The 18,261-nt window shown below is 52.2% G+C and carries 20 protein-coding genes; all 20 read right to left on the bottom strand.

The window, feature by feature from the left end; genetic code table 11:
* Positions 1-60: 60 nt before the first annotated feature.
* Positions 61-723: a hypothetical protein gene (locus tag QE417_RS01765; RefSeq protein ID WP_311947146.1), complete on the bottom strand. Its 663-nt coding sequence runs from the start codon at positions 721-723 to the stop codon at positions 61-63.
* 15 nt (positions 724-738) lie between these two features.
* Positions 739-2,163: a helicase C-terminal domain-containing protein gene (locus tag QE417_RS01760; RefSeq protein ID WP_311954567.1), complete on the bottom strand. Its 1,425-nt coding sequence runs from the start codon at positions 2,161-2,163 to the stop codon at positions 739-741.
* Positions 2,164-4,126: 1,963 nt separating this feature from the next.
* Entirely contained in the window at positions 4,127-6,166 is a 2,040-nt protein-coding gene (locus QE417_RS01755) for an N-6 DNA methylase (RefSeq protein WP_311947145.1), read from the bottom strand.
* Position 6,167: 1 nt separating this feature from the next.
* Complete coding sequence (locus tag QE417_RS01750; RefSeq protein WP_311947144.1) at positions 6,168-6,383, bottom strand: hypothetical protein; 216 nt, start codon at positions 6,381-6,383, stop codon at positions 6,168-6,170.
* A gap of 18 nt (positions 6,384-6,401) precedes the next feature.
* Positions 6,402-7,217 carry a DUF4138 domain-containing protein gene (locus tag QE417_RS01745; protein ID WP_311947143.1) on the bottom strand — a complete coding sequence of 272 codons (816 nt, stop codon included), beginning with the start codon at positions 7,215-7,217 and terminating at the stop codon, positions 6,402-6,404.
* A 1-nt stretch (position 7,218) separates the two neighbouring features.
* Positions 7,219-8,415 (bottom strand): conjugative transposon protein TraM, encoded by a 1,197-nt coding sequence (traM, locus tag QE417_RS01740; protein WP_311947142.1) that lies wholly within the window; start codon positions 8,413-8,415, stop codon positions 7,219-7,221.
* Between the two features lie 10 nt (positions 8,416-8,425).
* Positions 8,426-8,833 (bottom strand): hypothetical protein, encoded by a 408-nt coding sequence (locus QE417_RS01735; RefSeq protein WP_311947141.1) that lies wholly within the window; start codon positions 8,831-8,833, stop codon positions 8,426-8,428.
* Positions 8,811-9,425, bottom strand: a complete 615-nt coding sequence (gene traK, locus QE417_RS01730) for a conjugative transposon protein TraK (protein WP_311947140.1) — start codon at positions 9,423-9,425, stop codon at positions 8,811-8,813. Before traK ends, QE417_RS01735 begins: the two co-directional genes overlap by 23 nt.
* A 105-nt stretch (positions 9,426-9,530) precedes the next feature.
* Positions 9,531-10,694, bottom strand: coding sequence for a plasmid transfer protein (locus tag QE417_RS01725; protein ID WP_311947139.1), 1,164 nt, complete (start codon positions 10,692-10,694; stop codon positions 9,531-9,533).
* Entirely contained in the window at positions 10,691-11,470 is a 780-nt protein-coding gene (locus QE417_RS01720) for a hypothetical protein (protein WP_311947138.1), read from the bottom strand. Before QE417_RS01720 ends, QE417_RS01725 begins: the two co-directional genes overlap by 4 nt.
* Positions 11,467-12,129: a hypothetical protein gene (locus tag QE417_RS01715; protein ID WP_311947137.1), complete on the bottom strand. Its 663-nt coding sequence runs from the start codon at positions 12,127-12,129 to the stop codon at positions 11,467-11,469. The genes QE417_RS01720 and QE417_RS01715 overlap by 4 nt, the downstream gene beginning before the upstream one ends.
* Positions 12,126-12,749: a hypothetical protein gene (locus QE417_RS01710; protein ID WP_311947136.1), complete on the bottom strand. Its 624-nt coding sequence runs from the start codon at positions 12,747-12,749 to the stop codon at positions 12,126-12,128. The genes QE417_RS01715 and QE417_RS01710 overlap by 4 nt, the downstream gene beginning before the upstream one ends.
* 47 nt (positions 12,750-12,796) lie before the next feature.
* Complete coding sequence (locus tag QE417_RS01705) at positions 12,797-13,459, bottom strand: hypothetical protein (protein ID WP_311947135.1); 663 nt, start codon at positions 13,457-13,459, stop codon at positions 12,797-12,799.
* Complete coding sequence (locus tag QE417_RS01700) at positions 13,456-15,879, bottom strand: TraG family conjugative transposon ATPase (protein WP_311947134.1); 2,424 nt, start codon at positions 15,877-15,879, stop codon at positions 13,456-13,458. The genes QE417_RS01705 and QE417_RS01700 overlap by 4 nt, the downstream gene beginning before the upstream one ends.
* On the bottom strand, positions 15,857-16,144 hold the full coding sequence (locus QE417_RS01695; RefSeq protein ID WP_311947133.1) for a plasmid transfer protein: 288 nt from the start codon (positions 16,142-16,144) through the stop codon (positions 15,857-15,859). Before QE417_RS01695 ends, QE417_RS01700 begins: the two co-directional genes overlap by 23 nt.
* Positions 16,144-16,449, bottom strand: coding sequence for a DUF4134 domain-containing protein (locus QE417_RS01690; protein ID WP_311947132.1), 306 nt, complete (start codon positions 16,447-16,449; stop codon positions 16,144-16,146). Before QE417_RS01690 ends, QE417_RS01695 begins: the two co-directional genes overlap by 1 nt.
* A gap of 249 nt (positions 16,450-16,698) precedes the next feature.
* Positions 16,699-16,989 carry a DUF4134 family protein gene (locus tag QE417_RS01685; protein ID WP_311947131.1) on the bottom strand — a complete coding sequence of 97 codons (291 nt, stop codon included), beginning with the start codon at positions 16,987-16,989 and terminating at the stop codon, positions 16,699-16,701.
* Positions 16,990-16,991: 2 nt separating this feature from the next.
* Positions 16,992-17,276 carry a hypothetical protein gene (locus QE417_RS01680; RefSeq protein WP_311947130.1) on the bottom strand — a complete coding sequence of 95 codons (285 nt, stop codon included), beginning with the start codon at positions 17,274-17,276 and terminating at the stop codon, positions 16,992-16,994.
* Complete coding sequence (locus QE417_RS01675) at positions 17,273-17,632, bottom strand: hypothetical protein (RefSeq protein WP_311947129.1); 360 nt, start codon at positions 17,630-17,632, stop codon at positions 17,273-17,275. The genes QE417_RS01680 and QE417_RS01675 overlap by 4 nt, the downstream gene beginning before the upstream one ends.
* Positions 17,620-18,246 carry a ParA family protein gene (locus QE417_RS01670; RefSeq protein ID WP_311947128.1) on the bottom strand — a complete coding sequence of 209 codons (627 nt, stop codon included), beginning with the start codon at positions 18,244-18,246 and terminating at the stop codon, positions 17,620-17,622. Before QE417_RS01670 ends, QE417_RS01675 begins: the two co-directional genes overlap by 13 nt.
* Between the last annotated feature and the right edge of the window lie 15 nt (positions 18,247-18,261).

Genomic DNA, 18,261 nt, shown 5'->3' with positions numbered 1-18,261 from the left:
GAATTTGAAATGAGGCAGCCGCAGGCACACACCCGCGGCTTGTATGAGAAGCACCGGCCGCTAACGCGAGAACCGTCCGGCACTTTGTTCACCGGAGAAGCTCCCGGTATAATGAAAGGTATACTGGTCAGATACTAACAGCGCAAGGGCCCTTGCATCGGGAACTGCTGCAAAAACGATATGCTCCGGTAAGCATTCCGGTTGTTCGAAGGGGTTAAAGATATGCGGGAAGGGCACCTGCATCACGCGGGTATCGAGGTAAATGCCGGGGTTCCCGTCAACCAGGAGTACTTCGCTGAACGGTATGCTTTTCCACGGATTCTCCGTATCCCGAAATTCCTTGCGCCGGGCATCCGCGAAAAAATCCTGTCCTGCGATCTGCACGATGGGCAGATCACGCGGAAAGTTCTCCTCCCAACCCGGCACTACCCTGTCGAGCCGCGCCCTGGTCGCATCCGGGTCAAGGGCGTCCAGCGGGTATAGCCAGTACAGTTTCACGTGGTCTGGCAGCCGGCTGCGGTCGCCCGCAAAGACATTTTTCGTATGTGAATCATACAGTAATTCCACGTGATCATTCCGGTAGAGCATGTCATGATACCAGTCCATTCGGTTGGTTTCATTGCCCAGCTCGATCAGTTCATGCCGGAAAGCATCGATCAGAAACTGCGTGCCGTCCAGTTCCAATACGGGAAACGGGCCATAATAATCACTACCGACATCCATAAATTATTCTAAAAATTAACGTTTGAGGGAGGACGGAACCTCGATTACCATTTCCGGCTGTTCTTCCAGTTCAGGCATCGTTTCGGCTTTAGCTGCCTTTTCGCGCTCCCTGATATTTTGATTGATCTGGTCTTCCAGCCCGGCCAGTTCCGCTTTCAGGGTGGTGAGTTCAAATTCCTTAGTGAAAGTCTTCGTGGTCAGTTCCTGCACCTGTGGTATCTCCTCCCTGATCCGGCCAAGTTCCTTTTCATATTTCTCGGCCATACCGGTAACCCTGTCGATGGCATTCAGAAAATACCGCGCAGCGAGTTTCGGGTTATCCAGTGTCGGCGCACCCGAGTTCTGCATGTATTTGATGCCCGTTGCGGGGCTTTCCGCATACAGTTGTGTCGCCGTGCCTGAAAAAGCATCGTCCAGCGTATACTGCCGCCGGACAAAGAGTTTAAAGCCGTAAAGTTCCCCGATCAGCAGCTGTGGGGCCTCATAATTTTCCGGTTCATAGTTCTTGTACAGGGAGATCAGTTTTTGGCCGACCGCCACCGCATCTGTTCCGGGCATATCCTTCAGCACGACCGGGTTCAATTTGACGCCATCGGCGTTATGCTGCAAAGCCTTCGCATACATGGCGGCATCGGTACGGACCATTTCGAGCGTTGACGAAGTACTCTTTTCCTTTTTCTCAAGGTCTTCCAGCAGATAACGGCTGCGGGCAACTTCCCTATGATGCGCGGAACGGTCGGCCTCGAGCACCGCGATCTTCTTTTCGACTCGTGTTTTCTCCAGCAACGTCGTGTCGCCGGAAAGGATGGCGATGTATTCGGAGAAGTTCATCCCGCTTTGTTCATCCATTGCGCCCTCGTCCAGCTTGCGCAGGCTCAGCTCATTGCTCTTCATTTGGGTGATGAAGTGCTGCTTGTTCTTAAGCAGGTTAAACTTGTAGTTATCAAGCGATTGTTCGACCGCGTAGATAAAGGTGCGGACCTTGTTGCCGAAGAACATTTTGGCCAGCCAGTTGCCCTGACGCGCCCCCCGGCCGTCCCTTTGTTCGAGTTCGGAAGGTTTCCAGGGAATGTCGAGATGGTGCATAGCGACGATACGCTCCTGAACGTTCAGCCCGGTCCCGGCCTTTTCGGTACTGCCGATGAGCACCCTGATCATCCCGCTGTTCATCAGCTTGAAGAGTTCTTTCCGCTTTTTCCCTTCCCACTGGTGGATAAAAGCGATCTGGACAGCGGGAATATTGAATTCGGCGACCAATTTATCGCGCAGCGCGTCATAAACATTAAAACCATCCGGGCGTGGCGTGCCGATGTCACTGAAGATGATCTGCGTACCGCGGTGCTCCTGACTTTCCCCGTAGATGGCAGCAACGTTACGGGCACAGACGCTGATCTTATTGCCCGGATGGTCGCCATATTGCTCCGCATCGATCAGGCGCATATCAACGGCCATTTTCTTGGCATAGTTCGTCGCCAGGAGCATTCTTCCCTTTTCCTCGTCACGGTTAAGCGGTCTGCGCCCGAGCACGGTGCCGTCCCCTGTTTTGGCGAACTGCATCAGGCGTTTGATAAAGTCCTGCTGCTGGGGTGTCGGCGGGATATTGACCAGCAACTCTTCGGTGACAGGCTTATCCAGTTTGATGTGTTTCGCCGTTTTATAATCGGTGATCTGGTTATAAAACAGGGCCAGTTCCGGCAGTTTGATAAAGTGGCGAAAACGTTCCTTCGCCTTGATCACGTTGGTGACCGTAAATTCAAAATCGACGGTTTTCCGCGCATAAACCGCAGCCCAGGCATCAAAACTGGATATCTGCTGCTTTTCCAGTTCGTTCGGCCGGAGATATTTAAAGATCAGGTAGAGCTCGGTCAGGCTGTTGGAAATCGGTGTACCGGAAAGAAAGGTCACGCACAGGTCGCTGTTAAACCTTTCCTGAAGCGTCCTGACGGCAAAGAGCATATTGAGCGCTTTCTGGCTGCCGGCCTGATTTCCTAATCCGGCAACACGGTTATGCCGGGTCGTAAAGGTCAGGTTCTTAAATTTGTGCGATTCATCGACGAAAAGGTGCCCGACGTTCATTTCCTGGAAGTTGATACCGGTATCCTGCCGGTTCTCGATGGCGTACAGCACCCCGCCGAGCCTGGCCTCGAGGTTAGCTTTACGGATCTCGAGTCCTTTAAGCATGGTCCGGCTTACCTCACCGCCGAGGGACTCGAGGGTCGCCAGGTCGCGGGTCAGGCCGTCCAGTTCCGACTGCAGTATTTGCTTTTGAATGGCCGGGGACTGCGGTATCTTGCCAAACTGATCATGGGTAATGATGATGCAGTCCCAGTGGTTGTTCTTCACCTCGTGGAAAATACGCTCGCGCCTGGCCGGTTCAAAGTCCGCTTCCGAAGGCGCCAGTATTTTCGCTTTCGGGTAAGCGAGCCTGAACGTTTCCGTGATCTGCGCGATATTGGCTTTAAGTGCAAGGATCATCGGTTTTTGGCAGATGCCCAGGCGCACCATTTCCATGGCCGCTATGAACATGGTCAGCGTTTTGCCCAGGCCGACCTCATGATCGATCAGCGCCCCGCGGTTTTGTATGACGCGCCAGGCCGCGTTTTTCTGCGAATCGTAGAGGTCGTCAATTTTTAAGGCCTTGAGGTCCAGCCCGGGGAAGGTCAGGTGACTTCCATCAAATTCCCGGAGCACATAGCAGTTGAAAGTATCGTTATATATCTTTTCCAGCGCCAGTTTATCCGCATTGGGCAGCTCTCTCAGCCATTCCTGGTACCGTTCCCGTATCATTTCGATCTTCCGGTGAGCGGTCTGGATCGCTTCGGTATCCGGTACCCGGACCGTCGAGTCCCCATTCTTAACCGGGTAGGTGATGTGCGGTGTGGTATTCTCCAGCGCGTGTTCCAGCAGTGCGTTTCCCCTGATCTTATCACTTTCCCGGGGCGTAACCGCAAATTCCTCATTGGTGATCGTGTTCCCCAAACGATAGGTCACTTTAAATGAATCCACAGACCGGAAGTAATTGATATGGGTTTCCAGCTGAAACAAGTGGCTGGCGAAACGTTCATAGTAAGCCACGGGCACCCAGCGTTCACCCAGGTTGAAGTCCTCGGGGTCGAAGGGAATACGTTCGGGCTGTACCCGCCTGATCGCGGCCAGGCTTCGGGCCAGCTGTAAGTTTTCCGGTTCCCCTTTGGCGACCTCTTCGGCAACAGCAAGCTTGGCGACGACATTCCCGGACAGGTAATCATCGGTGGTCTTCCAGGTGCCCGTGGCGGGGTCCAGCAAAATCTGCTTTTCCAGCGCATTGACCACCTCATTTTCGGACAGGCCTGTTGCAGCGCCGATGACCGCTATATCGACCATCCCGGTGTCATTTAAGCAAACCGCCAGCGCTTCCAGCGGATCATCCGTTTGGAAAACTTCGCGGGCAGCAAAGACAGGGCCCGTGAAAAATATCGGACCGTACGAAGGTTCCGCCTTCCCTGACCTCTGCGGAGGAAAGCAACTGGAACCCAAAGGCCGCATCCGCCAGTATCCGGTTCCTGTTGGCGCGATCATTCAGCAGCCCGTAGGCAAACACGAAAGCATCGTAACCGGCATTCAGTTCCCTGCGCAGTTCGGGGTACTGCACCTGGTGTTCATTTTCGAGGGCGAAGAGGTCAAGGTAAGCGTCCCGAATCCGTATATAAGACTCATAGAACCGCAGGTCCGTATCGCCGTCCAGCGCTTTAAACTCTGCTTCCCGACCGGAAGGGGTACCGATCAGGCCGGCTTTGCCATCAAAAACGACAAGAGTGTCCTTAATATAAAATGGCCGTATATCAGTAAATGCTTTCGGACGGTCCGCCATTAACTTAAAGGCAGGTTCCAGTGTCCCATCACCTTCATACCGGTAGTCATAGGCAAATTGCCGGAGCCTGGCAGACAGGCGGTTCAGTTCCTGTCCGAGGGTTTGCCCGCTGAGCCATTTTTCCGTCAGGTTGATCTCCGCCAGGTTGCTGACCAGTTTGTACATATACCGATCATTGGTCTTGGCGCGGGCGGTAAGCAGTAAAATACTGTCGTGTGAAAGCCGGGCCGTGGTGCGGATGGTGCTGATCACCTTGGCGGTTTCGGCACTCATCAGGCTTTTGTCCAGATCGGTCAAGTAAGCCAAAGCAGGGTTCCCCCCGGCCGGTACGGCATCGAACAAACCCAGTTGCCCGACAGGCCCCGCCTCCTTGTGCACAACGGGCACGGGCAAGAACGTCAGCTGTCGGCCAACCTCCTGCCGATCGTCGAACCGGATCGCCTGCCACTTTTCCATATTGAAATGGACGAGGCCATCGACCAGCACACTCTGCAGGTGCTCGGTTATATCCGTCATTTCCCCGGTTTGCCAAACCATCCGCATGGCCTCACCGTAGGCGTTGGTACCTTCCCGTATCTCATTGCCGACGGAAAGCAGGGGATGTGCGTCGAGGTAAGCATTGAGATGGTACCCGCCCAGCTTATTTTCCCGTTCTACCGTATTGATCAATTGTGATTCCGCCGCCGTAAGTGTTTCCTTGCGGTCGTTCTTTTGGACCATAATGAGGTGCGTGCCAACCTCGACATTGGCATTGTCCTTCATGAGGTTGGCCGGCAGGGCGGCAACGCTCAGCAGGTCGGCAGAGGTGAAGACATATTTCCGGGCGGTTTCATTGGAAGGGCTGTTCAGGAATCCGTCGGTAACCAAAAAGGCGAGGATGCCGCCGTCGGCGAGCTTGTCAAGCCCTTTGGCAAAAAAGTAATTGTGAATTTTAGCTGTAATCCCGCTCTTATGGTAGGCCGGATCATGAACGGCAAAATTACCGAAGGGGATATTGCTGATCACGAGGTCCGCCGTGCCTTTTTCAAGCGGTGTGGTTTCCTCCAGCTTTTTGACCTGTACGGTAACCGGTACTGTATAAGCAGAACAGATAGCGGTGAGTATCTTTCCGGCGATCAGGTCTTTTTCTACCGCCATGACCTGCTGCAGCCCTTCCAATCCGTTAACCGCCTCTTCGATGAATACCCCGGCCCCGGCACTGGGTTCATAGACCCGGCGGGGAAGTATGCCCTGGTCCGAAAGTGCAGAATAAATCGTCCGTGGTACAAATGCAGGCGTGTAGAACGAAGTATTCACACTATTCCTGATAGAGTCCACAACTGCCTTATATTCCCTGGAAGGAAGTTTTTCCTGCAGCAAATTATGCAATTCCATGACCTGCAGGTAAAGCGCGAGGTCACTTTCGGAGGCATTTTTATTGACCCAATGCGACCGGTCACCGAATGGCAGTAGAATCGCCTTTAATCCGCCGAAACCCGCATAATTCTTCAGGATAAGAAGCTCGTTATCATCAGGTTTCCGGCCATTAATGTCCAGCGCAATACGGATGGCCGCAATATTATCTGCCATCTGCTTTGCCGGTTTGAAAGCCATATCAGTCCTCCTGTAAATAGTCAGCTATGGTACCGGTCACCTCGTACCTGAGGAACCGGTCATCCTCGTCGAGGCCGGTCATCAAGGGCCGGCATAGTTCGAGGATATTGGTGAGTTCATAATGCAGAATGCCGTTGTTGAAAAAGCGCAGGTAAATCTCCGGAAACTCTTCCTCCAACAGTAGTTTTACATAGTCGTAAGCGATGGTATCGGTCATAGAAGTCAGTACTTGTGCTTAGTTCGGCAGCGGGTCCGCATGCAGTATTTCCTGGTAGGATATACCTAAACTGAGCGTGCGGCCGGATGGTTGCTGCTCGCTCAGTTCGATGTGGAGCACCTTGTTTCCGGGAAATGACATTTTTTTCAAAACGATGATATTCCTGTACGACTTTTCAAAAGCCGGCACCTGCAGCAAGGTAAAAACAGGCTTAAGTTCGAGGGACTGGACGTTGGATGCTTTGGTCACCTTTTGATCGTCGATTTTAAACCGGAGGTCTTCGACGGCATATCGCAGGTTGGTTTTGTTCCGGTAAGAGAGGTCAAGAAAGATGTAGTCATCAAATGCGTAAATGCTATTGACCTTTCCTTTCAAACTAAATGCTCCTGCCCTTTCAACAGCGCCAGAAGGTCTGCGGGATATGAGGTCAAGCGCGATCCTGCGGAGCTGGTTCTGAGATAATCCTATGCCCGAGATATCCAGCGGTTTCATATCGACTGGTTCGATGCAGACCTGTGCAGGTGCAGTGCCATCCCCTTTCACTACCCGGAACTGGGCCATGAATTTTTCACCGGCGATAGTGATGACGGCCTCCTCAAATACCGGGACGCTGTCCCGAACGCGAAGACGCAGGACATTTTTTATCGGCAGGTCACCCTGTAAATGCTTCGTCGAGATATCTACGTATTGTATAGGTTCGGGCGATACAAAATGCAAGGTCGCATGCCCGGGCAGCTGTACTGTCCTTAAACCGGACTGGGCGGAGGCTCCGAAAAAGAAGAACAACATAGCCAAACTCAAAAAGCAAGGCAAAAACGATGGTATATTTTTCATATCAGTATTTTTTTTGTGCGTTCTGCAACGCCTCGTTGTCGATCAGATAGAGGTAAGAATGGTATTTGAGCCGGGCTTTATTTTTCCGGATCAGTTCCGCTATGGCGGAGGAAGTAGACTGAAAGAACTTACCGGCCGTGCTCATGATGAACTGATTATTGCCGGAGCCTCCATCGAGGGTCACACCCTGAACCGAGCTGCTGCCGAGGTCTTTGGTGAACTCGCGGAACGCGGAAGACGGGACGAATAGCCCGGCCATACCATCGAGGTCATAAGCCTGTAATTTGACGGGCAAAATCCTGCCATCCAGCATGATCGAGGATACGGTCAGCGCCACGCGCTGCTCGTTAAAACCGGTGATCCGGGCATAGAGGTAAGTGCCTTTAGGAACAAGCGTCTCCCCTGCATGAATGTCCTCCAGCAATTTCAGCCGGATGCGGGATCCCGCATAACCGGTCACGTTCTCATCGATCACCGCGCTGATGAACATATCCTGCTTTTCAGGTAAAACGGTATTGAAACCGGCAGCAACACCTCCGCCTTTGGAAACCGGCAGTTTGACCGCCTGCGCATTAAGCGCTTCAATTTTCTCCCGGTCTGCTTTCTTTTGCTGAGCGGCTTTCACCTCCGGATCATTCGCCTTGCCGATACTGTCCATGTAAGCCATTTGCTGTTTGAATACCTCCATGGGATCTTTTTCACGAACCACACTCTCATCCGCAGGCAATTCGCTTCGCACCGTTCGCTGCCGGTTCAATTCGGCGATGGCACCGGCAAGCTGCGGGTCAGTATTCATCCTGCTGTGATCGGCATCCCCTGCGACCACGTTTCCGGCAGGCACGCGGAATTTATGCTTCATCGCCCGGTCTATCGAATCAAGCGAGCGCGCTGAAACACTTACCTGTGCCTGCGGGCTATCAAAATGCGGCTCGGAAGACACTTCGCCTGGTATGGCTCCGACGGCACTGTTGCCACCGGCTTCCCGGTAGGCGTTTCGGTAGGTTTCCAGCTTGTCCGCAAGTTGTTTTTGCTGAACATCTGCGGAGACATTACCGACAGAACTGTTCAAACCGCTGTTAGCCTTGACCTCTGCCTCGGGCTTTTCAAAACCACTTTTCCAGACGTAAAAGAAAAAGCACAGGAAGGGCAATAGAATGACCGGCAGCACATATTTGGGCTGTTTAAAGTTAATTTTCATAATAGTGAGATTAGTGTTGGGATAGCTTCCGCAGGCGGTCGAGGGCAGCGTTCAGCCGCAGACTATCCCGTGCGGCCAGGGAACTTTTGGCGCTTAAGCTATCGATCACCTGCCTGAGCGAGATCGTTTCCCTGATCTTGCCCGTCGTCTCCAAGAGCTGGCCAAAGCCGTCAGACACTGGTGCGAGCTGACCGGCCTTCAGGTCGCTTTCCTTTTCGCGCTCACGGAAAAGGGTAAATGACAAAATCAAGGAGACGGCCATTAGAACGACCATGCTGTAAAAGGCGGTTTTCGGATAATCCTTCAGCAGCGCCTTTCCCCGGTCACCGGCCAGTTTGAAATACTGCCCGAATTCCTTTTGAATACCGGCAAACAACGTATCGCCGGGATCGCGGTTAGAGTGAATTTTTGGCCACATCCTGCAGGTCTTTGTTTTCGAGGGTCTTCCAGTTAACGATGAGGACCCCGTGGGGGTTATTATCGCTGCGGGGTATGTCCTTAAGATACCCTTCCGTGATCAGCGACCTGATGACCGTCGAGCTTCGCCGGTCTATTTTCAATTTACCGTAATAGCGGAAATAAGCACGCTTTGCATCCAGCATAACCGAATCGGTTTGCAGTGTCAGTACTGAACTTGAAGATAAGATAGAATTGAAAAAGCCATTCTCTTTGAGGTCGTTATACTGCTTCATACCGGACTCATCAACAAGATACATGGCCTTTTTCATCTGGTACTCCATGAATTTATCGTCAGGGGTCAGGGAAAAGAACAGGCTATGATAGAGGTTCACATGCGCCCGGTATTCGGCGGGCCTGTTCAATTGGGCATCGGTCTGCCTGGCCAGAACGGGTAGGTCGCCGTCAAGGATATAGATGCTTTTCCGGGCGTTGGCAACTACCCGGTAAGCATAAATACTATTGATCCCGACAATGAGAACGGCCATGATCAGGCTACCGACGGAAACGAGGGTAGCCAGGCGAACCTTGGCCTCAATGTTTTTGATGATCATAAAAAATAATTTGATTAAAATGGATGTACGGGTTTGCAGCATCCAGGTTTATAATATAACAGACACAATAACAATATGTTAAAACAACCAATATGCAGTTAAAGATTATATAACCTTACCCGCTACCTTTTTGACCGAACTGTAAACCGTTCCGGCACTTCTGCCGAAAGTAGAACTGGCCGAACTGATGCCCGATGTGGAAATGATCCAGGTAGAGATGCTGGGCACGGTGAACATGCAGATCGCACCGATCAGGAAAACGATGATGACGGTCCCGAAGGAAAGCAACCCGTTTCCGGCGAATACCGCCATCTTTTCGATGCTCGCATTCAAACCGTTTTCGCCGACCAGTTCTTTGTATTTGCTGATCTCAGAGGTCATGGCATATTCCTGCATCAGACCGCAGAGGTACATGATGAGATAGGCAATGCCGGAATAAAGGTTGACGGAAATGAACCGCGCGACCCAGGTGCTGAAGCTGTCCCGGAACGCAGGCAGGATGCTGACCGCTACAGCGAAGGGACCAAGGATGATGAGAATGGTCGAGTAAATGATCTGGATCATAAAGACGATGTAGACGGCCAGCCGCAAAATCCATATCCCCGCAAGTTCAAGCAGCTGCGTGATCAGCAGCTGCAAACCGACGGTCAGTCTTGCCTTCAATTCCAGCAAGGGTGTCACTACCGTACTGATCCCTTCCTTGACCGTACTGGTCACCGAATCCCAGGCCTGGCCATACCAGGTATCGCTTTCCTTTTCGGCCACTTCCGTCTGCGCCTGAAAGGTATACAAGGAGTTCGCCACTTTCAACATGAGGTCAGCCCTGTTCAATCGCAGGTTATTGACGATGGTCTGTTCGCTCATGAACATCTGCTCCGTCTGGTTGGCGACCAGGTCGGTCGGAAAGGCTACCATCTTCACGAAAGGCCCCCACCAGAGAATGATCATCGCGAGGCCGAACGGCCGTAATAAAGGCATTACCTCCAGCTGTTTATCGCCGACCATCATTTCGTAGGACTTTATCGCAAAGAAGATGATCATAAAAATGGCGGCCAGCGCCTTGGCATCGGTGATGAACAGGTCGAAATGAGACCAGACCGATTCCTTTAAACCGTTCAGGAAGACCATGACCCCGCTTTCATAAACACCGTCGCCCTGCAGGAACTCGAGGGTTTTGGTATCGGCTGCGGGCACACCGCCATCGGTCTGCGCAACGGCACCGCCCATACCGCAAAGAAACAATGCGGTTACTAAGATTAAATTTTTCATTGTACGCGGGTTAAAACGTTACGGGCGATCTGCACATCGGTCTGTGGTGTCCAGCCGGTCAATGTACTCACGCCATCCTTCAACCGCTTTTGCTGCCGGGTCATCTCTATGGTGGCCTGAGCTGAAGATGTTCTTATGGCCCATACGGCAGCCAGCTTCCTGTACTCGAGGAGTAAGCGGTGATAGGACATGATCCTTGCACCCCGGTCCATGTCCGTCGAATGGGCCGCCTGTACCCTTTCGCGAAGCATTTCCAGTTCGCTGATATACCAGTTCAGCAGCCCTTCCTCAGACACTTTAGCGCTGACAGCGGGTGGCAGGCCTGCAAGAATCGAGGCAACGGAGAAGTTCAATACGGGGCGGAGCTGCTGACTGTAATATAATTGCCATAACGGATCAGCGGCGGTGATCATTTCTGAATGGTTGGCAATTTCGGACAGGGCCGTATTCCTGACGGTGTCGGACTGCAGCTTGTAACGGCCGTCAATGCTGTTCATGGTACCGACCAGTGCCAGCCGCTGGGTTTGCGGCCCTGTGGCGCTGAGCGGCCGCCTGTCCGTTTTGTGATAATTCGGGTGGAACAAACCCCAGGTCAGCCAGTAATAAGGATTCAGGCTGAGAAAGCCGGGCTTCGGTGTAAATTTGTTCTGATCCCATTGCTGAAATACCATGCGTTGCTGCTGGTAGATCATGGCATCGTCCTTTACCATTTGCTGTGCATGAGCGACTTGTTGCAACAATAACAGGATAAGCAGTAAATTGAAATGATTTCTCATGGTTTTAAGTATTTAGCGTTTCGGATGATCTGTTCGACCATGGCGCGGTCGCGGTTAATGAAGCCGGCAAAGGGATTCAACGTTGCGATGACGCCTCGTTGCCGTGCCCAATACATGGCTTTCCACGCACCGTAGGCCAGACTGTCAAGTATCTGTAATTGCTGTGTTACCCGCCGGAGCAACTGATCGCGGGCATTGTAATCGGCCAGCACCTGTCCACCTTCCTTGAGGATAAAACCGGAGACGTCGGTAACCAGCGCAGTGGAGCGGGTACGCATTTCTGCGGCCATCTGGTTCGCAAACATGAGCAGGTAAGGCTCTTCACGCGCCATGTCAACCGCACGGTTGATGTAGCCGGTCATATCGGCAATAATCGCGGCCATGTTGCGGACGGCTAAACCATTTTTCAAAGCTGAATTGACATTGGACAATGCCTGGTAGATCATCGTTTGGGCGATCACCACCGACCCTACATTTGTGTTGAGTGAGTTCAGGTTATTATTGATATTATTCAGGTAGCTGGCGTGCGTGGCCTCCGCCCTGCTTCGTACGGCCGTATTTTCGGTAACGGCCGTCAGATGCCTAATGTCCAGGACGACCCTTTGTGCGCTCGCCGTCATTGCTGTAAAGACGAGCAAACAGCTCAAGCCATATTTCATTTTAGATATTTTGCGTTTTGAATGATCTCCTTTCCGATGGAGATGTCGGCATCGATAAAATCCCGGAACGGGTTCACCGCCCTGATCACACCTGCAGCATCAGCATACTGCATCGTGCGCAGCATATTACCGGACAGGTCCTGAATGCGGCTTAATTCGGCGAGCACGAAATCGAACAGCACTTTGCGGTCAGAAGCCCTCATCTGGTTAACGTCACCGAAAGAGATCGATAAGGCGGTAACGTAAGCGATCAGGCTTTGTGCCTGCGCGGCAAACTGCAACTGGGATTCATAACCGATGGCGATGAGCGCGGGGTTTTTCCGCACCATTTCCAGCACCATCGCCTGGTTGTTAACGATACGGCTGACCATCGGTGCGGCATAAATGCCGATGTTGGCAGCGCTGACCAGGGAACCCAATGTTTGATAACGTTCCTGCAACTGCCGGTATCGTTGCTTCACCCTTTCCAACAGGGTGAGATTGGCCTGCTCATTAGCCGTATTAACGGCCTGTCGTCCCCTCGCCTGGACCTGCAATTCATATTCCGATTGAGACTGATTGACCAACTGGTGCAGGGACGGTATATCGAGGTGGCTTTTCTGGGCATACGAACCGGTCATACCCAGGCAAAGCATGGACAAAGTGATAACCGTACAACTGAGAATTCTCATGGTTTCAGATATTTGGCGTTGTTAAGCACTTCGTTGGCGATCCTCACATCCTGATTAACCCAGGTCGCCCAGGGGTTCAGTGAGCGAAACACGCCGTTGATCTTGGCCCAGTACATGGCCCGGTTCATACCATAGGCAATGCCCCGGAGTATGCGCATCTGGTTGACGATATGGTTAAGCAATTTGCCGCGTTCACCGGAATCCATGAGGTTTCCGTTACCCCCCTTGAGGACGAAAGCGGCAACATCGGCCGCCAGCATGGTCGCACGAGTCTGGAAATCGCGGGCTCCCCGCTCGGCAAACAATAGCAGGACAGGGTTCGAGCGCGCGAGGGCTACAGCGGATTCAACGTCTTTGACAATGTCTATGCCGCAATCCCCAATCTCCTTCACCGTGTTAAGGTTATTAATGACCGAGGCCACCTGGCTAAGGCCCTGGTAGATGCGGTCCTGCAAATTATTGACGACCACCAGTTGCCCGCTAACGGCCAGTTGCCCGCGCTGGATCAGGTCCAGCCGGTTATTGGTCGTATTGAGCTGACCGTTGATCGTCGAGGAGTTCACCGCGATCGCTGATGAAACGGCCGGGTCGATGACGAGTGTTTGCGCGAGTAACAGCCGCGCAGCACAGGTCAGGAGCAAAGTGAAGATAATTTTCATGAAGCCATATTTTGGTTGACGTAACTGATAAAATCCGGTAATGATTTGCCGCTTGACCGGAGATCCGCGATAAAGGCATCGAGGCCTTCCGGGTAAGAACCGTAGCGGCTGGTGTAAGATTCAACCGCGCGCTTTTCCGGCTTTTCCGTCGTGTAACTGAGGTACTGGGCAAGGGAAACCTCTACCCCGTACACTTCCCCGACCGCGCCGCGGCGTATGTACACCTCTTTAAAGCGGCCGCGCCCTTCGGTATTGTCCAGTTGATTGATGGTAAATATTTTACGGCGTTCCGTTTCATTGATCGATAAAAGCGCCGCTATCTCCTGGTAATTATCCTTGAATTTGGTCTGGTCGAGCAGGCATATCGTGTCTGAGTTATTGATGATACTGTCTTTGACGACCGCGTTGCCGATAATGTCCCCGAGTTCCTGGGTCACCACGATGGCCTCGCCCCAAAACTTACGTACCGTTTTGTACATAAACAGCAGGTAATCCGCCATTAGGGGGCTGGCTATGGCTTTCCATGCTTCTTCTACCACGAGTGTCTTCCTGCGGTCCGAGCGGTAGCGCATCTTTTGCAGGAATACGTCCATAATGATCAGCGTGACCATCGGGAAGAGGATCTTATGATTTTTGATGGAGTCGATCTCGAAAACGATAAACGGCTCGGTAAACAGGGACTGGTCGGCATCCTTGTTCAGAATTTCACCGAACTCCCCTCCCTTATAGAATTTCTTGAGCACATACCGGAACTCATCAAAATCGAAAGGTATCTTTTCCTGGGCTTTGATCTCGGGAATTTTCACGAGGGCGAATTCATAGAATGTATTGAATTTCAGTTCCCCGTTTTTGGTAAAGTACTCGCTGTAATAGGCAGAGATCACCTGGGCGATCACATCCCGTTCCACGGTACTGAAGTTCCCCTCGGCCCCTTTCCAGGCCACGCCGATCATGGTGCAGAGAAAATCTTTCTTTTCGATATTATATTCCGCTTCCGATATTTTGAAGGGATTCATCGTGATGGGCGTCTGGTCCGTATAGGTGATATACTTGCCGTCATAATAGGAACAGATACCGGAATAGGAATGGCCGGTATCGACGATGACCATATCCATGTTGTACAGCATGTACTGTTCGATCAGCGCGTTCATAAAAAAGCTTTTACCGGAACCGCTGGGGCCCAATACGAACTTATTGCGGTTGTTGATCCTCCCGGTCCTCATCGGCAGGTCGGCGGGGTCGATCCCCAATGGTATTCCCTGGCGGTCGGTAAAACGAACCAAGAAGTCAGACGCTTCGTCTACCGGTAGTGACTCCTTGAAGAAGAAACAGAGTGCGGCATCACAGGTGGTCAGGAACCAGTCATAGTCTTTTAGTTCCACACCATTCCCGGGCAAAGCACTGCGGAAAAGCTCCAGTTGATTATAGGCATTCCTGCTGGGGATAATGCCCAGCTGAAAGAGTGAACTTTCGATAAAATTGGTGGCCTTCGGCATCATCGCCGGTGTAGCAGCGACAAGAACGCCGAAATGGCAATTGACCAGCAATTGGTTTTCCCGGGCGACATCGGTCAGCAGGAGGTCAATATCCTCGACGCACAACTGGTTGGCAGGGTCGGGAATACCGGCATGCCGTTTCTTTTTCTGCTCCAGTTTCCGAAGCGTCACCGTCTGGTTAGGTATTTCCATCAACTGATGAAATACCAGGGCATCGCAGCCCGGCACCTCGAAAAGAAACGACAAAAAATCCACCGGAAAGCCGCGGATACTGTCCTTATCGTTCAATTCTTTAAAAGTGCTGACGGCCGGCGGCAGATCGACCTGGTCGGTATTGACGATGCTGATACAGCGGACCGCCCTGTCCCCCATGCCAATCTCCGTGGCAGATGGAGAAAGGTTATTCAGGGAGAGTACCTCCTGACCGAATCCCATGCTCAGCATGAGCAGGACAAGCTGGTTGATGCCGGCTTCTTTCAGGTCTTTCCCGTCGGGCAGGATCTCCAGCACTTTGGATACCGTTTGACGAAACTCCTGTATGGCCCGGAAGTCATACACATAAAAAGCCCCCTTCTTAACCTGTTTGGTGATGGTCAGATAGGTCGAAATGCGGAGCTGTTCCCTGCCGCCAAAATGTGCGTTGTACTGTTTTTGCAGGTATTCACGGGCATTCCCCGGATGATAGGCTGAGCGGCTGATCACATCATGCTTTTGCAGCAGGTAGCCATCCCCAAGTATTTTCACCACGTTGTTCAGCAGGTGATGAAACTCATCGTATCCTGCGGCATGAGCTGCATAACGGGTGACCGGGTTGGTCATCTCAATGATCACGGAAAGCTCCCCGGCATCGCCGATGAGCAGGTCGAAATCCGCACCCTTGTCGATCCCGGCATACGGGATATTAAATAATTTTTTTGCGGCCATAGCGGTTGAGAATGAGGATCTGCGTGTCGCGGCGCTTGGAATGAAGCCCGCCTTTTTGCCGTTGCGAGGTGAACAGCAGGCCGCCGGTGATGCAAGCCACCAGGGCAAAGGCACCGAGCCACATGCTGACCAGCGACATGAGGAGCGCCCCTGAAACAAGGCCGCATAACAGGGACGCCAGGCCCCAATAGATGTACTTACCCTGGAATCCTTTGAAGACAAGGGGCTTTTGAAGCCCCTTGTAAACAGCATAGGTTCCGGGCATTACAGGCCGAAGAAGGATTTGATGACCAGCGCGGACACGACGAGGAACACGCAGGAACCACCCCAGCCCATCAGTTCCTTATTGATATCCTGGTCGCCGGAGTTCCATTTGGAATACACGCGGATGGCGCCGACGATACCGACGATGCCACCGATCACCAGCGTGATATTGGTTACCGGGTCAACGTAGGTCTTTAAGGTAGAGGTCGCGGTATTCAGACCGGCGACGCCGCTTTGGGCAAGGGCAGGAAAAGCAAGGGCAAGTAAGGCAAGTGATGCCCAGATTTTTTTGGTTTTGGTAAACATTAAAAAATGGAGAAATAATAAAGGCGGAGATCTTTTAGCACTGCCGGGCGGCAGTGTGGTATGTTGAAACAGCATGCAGATCACGATCACGCTGACAGCGGTACCCGAGGGGATCATTCCGGACTACGCCGGAAAATTCAAAAGGCAAAGGCATTAAAAAGCCTTAAATACTAAATAAAGCAGAAGTTAATAGACAGGAATCTTTTAGCGGTCACCAGGGAGGCGACCTGAGCAAGCGGCGAAAGGCGTTCAGATACCGAACAACGCCCTCAAGAAAATACCGGATAATAAAACGAAAATAGCAGCATAGAACCAGCCGGAAACGGCGGCATCAATATGATGTTTTCCATCCTGCCAGTTCTTGTAAATGGTAACCGCACCGAATAGCCCGAACAGGGTGGCCAGCACCAGGGCACAGTCAAAGGCCGAAAAATAAGTATTCACGAGCTCGTGCCGTGCCTGCTGCATTTCCGCGATACCGGGCTGTGCGAGGGCGGGCATACCGGTTACCCATAAGCAAAAGGCAATGATCGCTCTCATGCTTAAAAGCTTACCGCCCTGATGTAGGCGATGGCATCCTCACGGGCGAGGTTAAAGGTTTGTTTAAGGGAAACCCCTCCCGATGAGACTACGGGAGACTCGGCGAGCGGCTCGACCGGGTCATCTGCCACCTGTCTCACCGGCTCAGAAACATCCACGAATGCCAGTTCTTCCGGGGCGTCGCCGGCAACCGTGCGGCCCCTCTGCAGCATATCCCATAAAATCAGGAACGTATAATAAACGGCGTAAATGCCCAATAGCCATAAGGCAAATTTTATCCAGGTCATAAATCTGTGTTTTGAATGAAGTGTTTGATGGTGGTCCTGATCTCCGGGTGTTGTTCCAGCATGCGGCTGACACAAAAGGCAACGAATTTGGTGATGTCGGTGCCCGTCGCGATCTTGAACCTGTTGAGGATATCGACCGTATTCTGGTCAAACCGGACATGGAGCATTTTCTTGTTGGGCGACGTATCATAGTCTATGATAGCCCTTACGATCTGCGGTAGTTCCTTTACTGTCTTTTTCCCTTTGGACGTCCCCGGTGATGGTGCCCGTGCTTTAGGCGGGACTTCAGCGGCCGTATTCTTCGGTTTTCCCAGCTCTTCCCGTATCTGGTCGGCAAGTGATTTCATTTTTTCCATAAACGTGCTTCAAAAATCTGTTCAAAAACAGGGTACACCACCGGTACCAGGGATACGGGCGTATAAACGGTAGTGATCCGCTGGAAATCCACCCGGTCAGGAATGGGTGCGGTAATCTGCCCCAGCTTCTGCAGCTGCGCGTTGACTTCCGTCATGATCTCGAATTTGGCATTGGCCTTGATCCGGTTAGGTACGAAGACGATCTCGATCTTCGGGTTAATCTTTTTGAGGACAACGGTAAACAGTACCGTAGACTGGTAAGTAAACTCGTCATACGCGAATGGGCAGATCACCAGGTCGGCAGATTCAAAAACAGGTAAGAGGCCGTCGTCATCCAGTTTGCCGGGCAGGTCGATCAATATCGCGTGTGACGCATTCCGGTGCAGGACGCTGCTCAGGATGGGATAACTTTCCAGTGTGGCAGGAAAAACCTCGTAGGGTTCGTCGTTTTCCAACACTTTGGCTTTCTCATATTTCTGGGAGACAGACTGCTGGTAGTCCATGTCAATGATCGTGGCGGTCGCCCCCCGTTCGATGGTAAGGTAGTTTGCGGCCAGTACGGCCAGGGTGCTTTTGCCGACCCCTCCTTTCTGGTTTCCAATGATGGTGATCATAAATTCAAATAAAAC

The sequence above is a fragment of the Mucilaginibacter terrae genome, from assembly GCF_031951985.1.
GTDB classification, from domain to species: Bacteria; Bacteroidota; Bacteroidia; order Sphingobacteriales; family Sphingobacteriaceae; genus Mucilaginibacter; species Mucilaginibacter terrae_A.
The sequence above is the reverse complement of the archived record's forward strand: the minus strand, read 5'-3'. Positions and strand labels throughout refer to the sequence as shown.